Source organism: Bradyrhizobium sp. AUGA SZCCT0222 (assembly GCF_018130205.1).
GTDB lineage: Bacteria > Pseudomonadota > Alphaproteobacteria > Rhizobiales > Xanthobacteraceae > Bradyrhizobium.
The window spans coordinates 1-8,170 of sequence record NZ_JAFCLX010000094.1; the positions used below are offsets into that span (position 1 = coordinate 1).

5 protein-coding genes are annotated in these 8,170 nt (G+C 62.6%); 1 reads left to right on the top strand and 4 read right to left on the bottom strand.

All coding sequences use genetic code 11. The features are described 5' to 3' along the window. Window positions 1-89: 89 nt before the first annotated feature. From JQ629_RS36800 to JQ629_RS36815, 4 genes are all read right to left on the bottom strand, one after another. On the bottom strand, window positions 90-1,202 hold the full coding sequence (locus JQ629_RS36800) for a CaiB/BaiF CoA transferase family protein (RefSeq protein WP_212416776.1): 1,113 nt from the start codon (window positions 1,200-1,202) through the stop codon (window positions 90-92). A gap of 256 nt (window positions 1,203-1,458) precedes the next feature. Then, window positions 1,459-2,259: an FAD binding domain-containing protein gene (locus JQ629_RS36805; protein ID WP_212416777.1), complete on the bottom strand. Its 801-nt coding sequence runs from the start codon at window positions 2,257-2,259 to the stop codon at window positions 1,459-1,461. A 145-nt stretch (window positions 2,260-2,404) separates the two neighbouring features. Next, complete coding sequence (locus JQ629_RS36810; RefSeq protein WP_212416778.1) at window positions 2,405-4,744, bottom strand: xanthine dehydrogenase family protein molybdopterin-binding subunit; 2,340 nt, start codon at window positions 4,742-4,744, stop codon at window positions 2,405-2,407. Between the two features lie 88 nt (window positions 4,745-4,832). After that, complete coding sequence (locus JQ629_RS36815) at window positions 4,833-5,318, bottom strand: (2Fe-2S)-binding protein (protein ID WP_212416779.1); 486 nt, start codon at window positions 5,316-5,318, stop codon at window positions 4,833-4,835. Between the two features lie 488 nt (window positions 5,319-5,806). Here JQ629_RS36815 and JQ629_RS36820 point away from each other — a divergent pair, with 488 nt between their 5' ends. Beyond that, the gene (locus tag JQ629_RS36820) at window positions 5,807-7,777 is read left to right on the top strand and encodes a methyl-accepting chemotaxis protein (protein ID WP_212416780.1); all 1,971 of its coding nucleotides are present in this window, start codon (window positions 5,807-5,809) and stop codon (window positions 7,775-7,777) included. Window positions 7,778-8,170: the final 393 nt, after the last annotated feature.

Below are 8,170 nucleotides of genomic sequence, written 5' to 3' on the forward strand. Positions count from 1 at the left end.
GCCTCGAATACTTCCACGCCGCCGCCGCTGGATGGTGCCTTAGAGATGTGTGCATGCCCTAGGGCGTTCGCCGGGACGACGGAGAGATTTTACCTCCCCGCCTTCCACGCGCTGGTCAGCTCCCCAATCTCCGCCTTCTCCGCATCCCGGATAGCCGATGGCGTCCGCGAAAAGCGCGGTGCCGGCGCGGGTTGGGTTACGCCGTGGCGTTCGACAAAGATCTTTCGCGCGGCGTTGTGCGGATGCTTCGGCGCTTCCGCCATGGTCAGGATCGGTGCGAAGCAGATGTCGGTGCCTTCCATGATCTTGCACCAGTCTTCGCGGCTCTTGCTCTTGAAAACTTTTGTGAGTTTTTCCTTCAGTGCCGGCCAGGCATTGCGGTCCATCTGGGCGTCGAAATCGGCGTCGGTCAGGCCAGCGTGTTCGCGCAGCAGCGCGTAGAACTGCGGTTCGATCGATCCGATCGAGATGAAATTGCCGCAGGAGCATTCGTAAACGCCGTAGAAATGCGCGCCGCCGTCGAGGAAATTCTGATCGCGGCCTTCAGTCCAGCGTCCGATCGCGGTCATGTCGAAGAACATCGACATCAGCGATGCCGCCCCATCGCACATCGCGGCGTCGACCACCTGGCCCTTGCCGGATTTCGACGCTTCCAGGAGCGCTGCAAGGATGCCGACCACGAGATAGAGCGCGCCGCCGCCGAAATCGCCGACCAGGTTGAGCGGCGGCACCGGCTTCTCTTTGGTGCCGATCGCGGCGAGCGCGCCTGACACCGAGATGTAATTGATGTCATGGCCGGCGGCCTGCGCCAGCGGGCCTTCCTGGCCCCAGCCGGTCATGCGGCCAAATACGAGGCGCGGATTGCGCGCCATCACGATTTCGGGCCCGAGGCCCAGCCGCTCCATCACGCCGGGACGAAAGCCTTCGATCAGCGCGTCGGCATTGGCGAGCAGATCGAGCACGCCCGCGACCGCGGCCTTGTCCTTCAGATCGAGTTCGACGACTTTGCGGCCGCGGCCGGCCACCGATTTCAAATTCTTCTTGGCGCCGACGCGGTCGAGCGTCACGACCTCCGCGCCCATGTCGGCCAGCATCATGCAGGCGAACGGACCCGGGCCAATGCCCGCGAACTCGACGATGCGAAAGCCTGCGAGCGGGCCGGAGGCGCGAACTGCGGATTGGGCGGCGGGTTTGTCGAGCACGTCTTGTTCTCCCAAAAAGGTATTTTTAATTAGCTGATTAGCTAAATTGTCTCGCCTTAGGGAAGGCGTGGCAAGCTTCTTTTGTCGAGAATCTGACCAAATGCAGAGCGGCGCGCATACGCATGGCGTTTTTGAGCGAAGTGGGTCGGTTCGCGTGAAGAAAACGCGTCAAAACACAGAGCAGAGCCCGGTTCTGATCAAATCAGAACCGGGCTCGCACGCGCCGCTTGCATGGGGAACTTGTGTCTAGACGTTATCAGCCCGCCGCGGTCACCGCGCGCTGCGCCATTACCTTGACCAGGTTGGCGCGATAGGCGGCGGATCCGTGGATATCGGCGAGCATGCCGCTGTCGGAGACTTTGACGCTGTCGAGCGCGCCGGCCGACCAGTTCGCCTTCAGCGCTGTCTCGATCACCGGTACCCGCATGACGCCGTTTTGCGATGCGCCTGTTGCCGCAACCCTGACATCGCCGGCCTTGGTCTTGGTCACGAACACGCCGGTCAGCGCGAAGCGTGAGGCGGGATGGCGCATCTTCTCGTAACCGGCCTTGGCCGGCACCGGGAACGACACCTGCGTGATGATCTCGCCGTCTTCCAGCGCCGTCGTGAACAGGCCCTTGAAGAAATCATCCGCCGCTATCGAGCGCTTGTTGGTTTTCACGGTGGCGCCGAGCGAAACCAGGGCCGCGGGAAAATCCGCCGCCGGGTCGTTGTTGGCGATCGAGCCGCCGATCGTGCCGCGGTAGCGGACTGCGGGATCGCCGAGCACCGAGGTGAGGTAGGCGATCGCCGGGATCGACTTCTTCACATCTGCGCTTTGCATGATGTCGAAATAGGTCGTGGCCGCCTTGATAACAAGCGTATCGCCTGATGCTTCGATCCCGATCAGTTCCTTGATCTTGCCGAGATCGATCACGTCGGAGGGCGCGGCCAGCCGCTGTTTCATCACGGGGATCAGCGTATGGCCGCCGGCGAGATATTTCGAATCCGAGCCTTTGCCGAAAAGCGCCACGGCTTCGTCGACCGAGGAGGGGCGATGATAAATTGTCTCGTACATGGTGGTGCTCCCTGAAATTTTGCTCTTTGGTCTCCTCCGTCATTCCGGGATGCGCGCCTCTTGCGCGCAGACCCGGAATCTCGAGGAGTTAGCCGTGCTTCAGATTCCGGGTTCGACGCTTCGCGTCGCCCCGGAATGACGAGAATCAACCGTGAATGGCGTGCCAGACGCGATCGGGCGTCGCCGGCATTTCGAGTTTGTTGTTACCGATCGCATCCGTGATCGCGTTGATCACGGCGGCGGATGCACCGATCGCGCCGGCCTCGCCGCAGCCCTTGACGCCGAGCGGATTGCCCGGACACAGCGTCGTGGTGTGGTTCAGCTTGAACGACGGCAGATCGTCGGCGCGCGGCATGGCGTAATCCATGAACGATGCCGTCAGCAGCTGACCCGAACTGTCATACACCGCGCCTTCGAGCAGTGCCTGGCCGATGCCCTGGGCGAGGCCGCCATGGACCTGGCCTTCGACGATCATCGGGTTGATCAGCCGGCCGAAATCGTCCGCGGCCACGAAGCTGACGAAGGAGGTCTTGCCGGTGGCGGCGTCGACCTCGAGTTCGCAGATATAGGCGCCGGCCGGGAAGGTGAAGTTGGTCGGGTCGTAGAACGCGCCCTCCTTCAGGCCCGGCTCCATGCCGTCGGGCAGATTGTGCGCCGTGTAGGCGGCGAGCGCGACCATCGGCAGCGCGATCGACTTGTCGGTGCCGGTGACTTTGAACTCGCCGTTCTCGATCACGATGTCGCTTTCGGAGGCTTCGAGCGCATGGGCTGCGATCTTCTTCGCCTTGGCCTCGACCTTCTCCATCGCCTTGAGGATCGCGGTCAGGCCGACGGCGGCCGATCGCGAACCGTAGGTGCCCATGCCGAACTGCACCTTGTCGGTGTCGCCGTGGACGATCTGCACCTGGCTGATGGGAACGCCGAGGCGTTCGGCCACCAGCTGGCAGAACGTGGTTTCATGGCCCTGGCCGTGGCTGTGCGAGCCGGTGAGGATCTCGATGGTGCCGACCGGGTTGACGCGGACCTCAGCGGATTCCCACAGGCCGACGCCGGCCCCTAAGCTGCCGACCGCTTTCGACGGCGCGATGCCGCAGGCCTCGATGTAGCAGGAGAGGCCGATGCCGCGCAGCTTGCCTTCGGACTTGGCTTTCGCCTTGCGCGCCGGGAAGCCGGCGTAGTCGATCGCCTTCATCGCCGAGTCCAGCGAGGCGCCGAAATCTCCGATGTCGTAGGCCATGATAACAGGCGTCTGATGCGGGAACTGCGTGATGAAGTTCTTGCGGCGCAATTCCGCCGGATCGACCTTCAACTGCCGCGCCGCCGTCTCCAGCAGCCGTTCAACCACGAAACTCGCTTCGGGCCGGCCCGCGCCACGATAGGCGTCGACCGGGGTGGTGTTGGTGTAGACGCTGATCACCTCGGCGAAGATGTTGGGGATGTTGTACTGGCCCGACAACAGCGTCGCGTAGAGATAGGTCGGCACAGACGACGAGAACAGCGACATGTAGGCGCCGAGATTGGCGTAGGTCTTGACGCGCAAGCCGGTGATCTTGTTGTTGGCGTCGAGCGCCAGTTCGGCATTGGTCAGGTGATCGCGGCCATGGGCATCGGTCAGGAAAGCCTCGGTGCGATCGCCGGTCCACTTCACCGGACGCCCCACCTTCTTGGAGGCCCACAGCGCCACCATCTCCTCAGGGTAGATGAAGATCTTGGAGCCGAAGCCGCCGCCGACGTCGGGCGCCACCACCCGCAGCTTGTGCTCCGGGGCGATGTTATAGAACGCCGACAGCACAAGACGGGCGACATGCGGATTTTGCGAGGTCGTATAGAGCGTGAAGTGCTCCTCCGCCTCATTATATTCGCCGATCGCCGCCCGCGGTTCCATCGCATTCGGCACCAGCCGGTTGTTGGTGATGTCGAGCGAAACCACGTTGGCCGCCGCTTTGAACGCGGCTTCGGTGGCGGCCTCGTCGCCGATCGTCCAGTCGTAGATCACGTTGCCGGGCGCTTCAGGGTGAAGCTGCGGCGCGCCCTGCTTGATGGCCGCGCGAATATCAGCGGCAGCCGGGAGTTCTTCGTAGTTGACGACGACGGCTTCGGCGGCGTCCTTGGCCTGGTTCTTGGTCTCGGCGATCACGACCGCGACCGCCTGGCCGACAAAGCGCACGGTCTCCGGCGCCATCGCCGGCCATGCGCCCATCTTCATGCCGGTGCCATCCTTCGACGTAATGGCCCAGCCGCAAATCAGATTGCCGACCTTGTCGTCGACGATCTGCTGGCCGGTCAGGATGCCGACCACGCCGGGCATGTCCTTTGCCGCTGACGTATCGATGCTCTTTACCTTGGCGTGGGCGTGCGGGCTGCGGATGAAGTGCGCGTGGGTCAGGCCCACAATCTTGATGTCGTCGACGTAACGGCCCTTGCCGGTAATGAAACGGCGGTCTTCCTTGCGCACAACGCTTGCGCCAATGCCTTCAACGCCCATGTCCTGTCCTCCCGACCGGAGTTATTGTTTCCGCCATTTCCATCGAAACGAAGCGGCCTTTGAATGCTGGTTTGGTGGCCTGCGGCAGCTATTCGGCCGCCTGCGAGACCTTCATGCGCCCGGCCGCGTCGAGCACCGCCTTGACGATGTTGTGGTAGCCGGTGCAGCGGCAGATGTTGCCTTCCAGCTCCTGCCGGACGGTTTCCTCGTCGAGCTTGCCAGCATGGCGGTGCACGATATCGATCGACGACATGATCATGCCCGGGGTGCAATAGCCGCACTGCAGGCCGTGATTGTCGCGGAACGCCAATTGCATCGGGTGCAAATCGTCGCCCTTCGAGATGCCCTCGATGGTGGTGACGTTGGACCCGGCGGCCTGGCCCGCCAGCACGGTGCAGGATTTGACCGCCCGGCCGTCGATATGGACGACGCAGGCGCCGCACTGGCTGGTGTCACAGCCGACATGGGTGCCGGTCAGGTTCAGGTTTTCGCGCAGCAGATGGACGAGGAGGGTCCGGTCCTCGACGTCGGCTGAGACAGCCTTGCCGTTCACCGTCAATTTGATGGTAGACACGCGTGATACCTCCCGATGTTTTATAATTATTCCAATTAGAAACACGGGCGGGGGAACTTGCAACTAGGATTTTGGTCGCCCCTGTCATTGTGATGACATCCTCGCGGCGACGCGGCGTCGGTCAGCCGATTCTTCGGCCGTCCTCCAGCGGGCGGGTTGAGGTGCGGCCAAAGCGCTGCGTTCGACGGAACGTAGCTTGACGGGGTGAGGTCTCGTCTACCCCGCACCGCATCATACTTGCGGAGATCGTCCGGGTCCCAAAGGGGATCAAGACAAAAAAGCATGCTTCCGGCCCTGCAACCCAGGGGGAGTGGGGCCGGAATTTACCCAGCCTTATCCATTGTGCCTTAGCTTTGCGCACTGGATCGGGGGCAGGGCCTCCCGATCCGGGTTTTCAGAATGAAAACGGGGGGCTTGAGGTGGGATTTAAGAAACGTACGGGCTTGTTCTCGATCAAACTCCCAACCCTTCGATTCCGCGCCAAGATCATGCTTGGTTTTGCCGTGACGCTGGCCATCTCGGCGGTCAGCATGGGCATTGCCTATATGGGATTTGAACACGTTTCCGCAGGCGTGGACGCCTACCGGCGCAGCGTGCAGGAAGCCGATCTGGCGCGCGACATCGACCGCGAGTTGATTTCCTATAGTTCGCTCGCCCGCTATTTCGTGGTCACGGCCAAGGAAGAGGATGGCAAGGCGACGCTTTTGGCCGAAGCCAGCCTGAAGGCAGCCATTATTGCCTCGATGAAGGGCACCACCGATCCAGGCCGGCTTGAACAGCTCGCCAAGCTGGAGCGGGAATTCCGCGCCTTTGCCAAGATCTTTGCCGACGTCGTCAAGGTCAAGGACGAGAGCGCGCGGATCACCCAGAACCAGCTCACCCGCAGCGGCATGTCGCTGCATTACAAGCTCGACGATCTCCCCAGCAACGCCGACGAGTCCGAGCAGCAGGTCATCAGTCTCGGCGCGAAGAAGGTCTACGAGCAGTTTCAGGCCGTCACCGCACTGGTCAACACGTTCGTCATCAATTCCGACAAGGCAGTGGCAGCCAGCGCGTTGGCGCGTCTGAAATTCGTCGAGAACTCGCTGAAGTCGATTTCCTCGAAGAATGAAAAGGTCGTGGCCGACCTCAAGGAATCCGCCGGACTTCTGGAAGCCTACCGGGAGGCGCTGGCGAAGCTGATTCACAACGCCAAGGAAATCGACGATCTGACGCTCGACATGACGGATTCCGTCACCGCGATCAGCAAGGGCGCCGCCGTCATGAAGTCCAGCCTGCTGGCCGATCAGAAGCGGCTCGAGGCCGAGTCGAACGCGAGCATTGGCGAAACCGAACGGCTGATCCTGATCCTGGCGGCCGGCGGCTTCCTGCTCGGCTGTGTCTGGGCGTTCTTGCTCGGCAAGGGCATTTCCAGGCCGATGACCGCAATGTGCGGTGCGATGCGTGAACTCGCCGCCGGCAATTTCGACGTCGTGCTGCCCGGCCTCGGGCGCAAGGACGAACTTGGCGAAATGGCCAGCGCGGTCGAGGAGTTCAAGGTCCAGGCGGTCGCCAAGGCCGAACGCGACGCCGCCACGCAAGAGGCGCAGAACAAGGCGAGCAGCGCCGCGCGCCGCACTGAACTCATTCGCTTTGCCGACGAATTCGAGGCCGCGGTGGGCGCCATCGTCTCCAACGTTTCGGCCTCGGCCGTGCAACTGGAAGCATCGGCGGGAACGCTGACGCGAACCGCGGAAACCACCCAGAGCCTGTCGAGCCAGGTCGCCGGCGCTTCGGAACAGGCGTCCGGCAACATGCAATCGGTGGCATCCGCGACCGAGGAGCTTTCGGCCTCCGTCGACGAGATCGGCCGCCGCGTCAAGGAATCCAGCCAGATTGCGGAAGCCGCGGTGCGCCAGGCCGAACAGACCGATAGCCGCATCGGAAAACTGTCGCGCGCAGCACAAGAGATCGGTGACGTGGTCAAGCTGATCACGGCGATTGCCGAGCAGACTAACCTGCTGGCGCTGAACGCGACCATCGAGGCGGCTCGCGCCGGCGATGCCGGCCGCGGCTTCGCCGTCGTCGCCTCCGAGGTCAAATCGCTCGCCAGCCAGACCGCGAAGGCGACCGACGAGATCTCCAATCACATCTCGGGCATGCAGGGTGCGACCCAGGAATCGGTCGCCGCGATCAAGGAAATCGGCGGCACCATCGGCAAGATCTCAGACATCGCCACGACGATCGCGGATGCGGTCGAGCAGCAGAGTTCGGCGACGCAGGAAATCGCGCGCAGCGTCCAGAACGTCGCGCAAGGCACCGAGGAAGCCGCCGCCAGCATCATGCAGGTCAACCGCGGCGCGACCGAGACCGGTACGGCCTCGGAAGAGGTACTGCATTCGGCGCGCACGCTGTCGAGCGAAAGCACCCGGCTGCGCGAAGAGCTCGACCGCTTCATGGCGAACATCCGCGCGGCGTGAGGACATCGCTCCGTCGTCGTCCCGGCGAAGGCCGGGACCCATAGCCACAACTGTTTGTTGTTTGAAGAATCTCTGCCGGCTCGCCGTATCACCACGGCCGCGGCGTATGGGTCCCGGCCTTCGCCGGGACGACCATGAATGGGATCGCTCTTGCCTGAGTCGCTTCGCTCGCAAGAGCAAATGTCGTTGTCGCCTGCGACAAAACAACCCGACGGGCAAATCAATGCTGACTTTCAGAAATCGTGTCAAGTAGAAAATTTCTGTAAATCAAAAATATTTCTGTTGTTGGCCGACCCAAATCAGTGCGCATCTATCGCCATCCCGTCCTACTCAGAAGGGCGTCGGCCGTCGTCACGGACGTTGGACGGGTTGCGGTGGACGCTGGTTTACGCC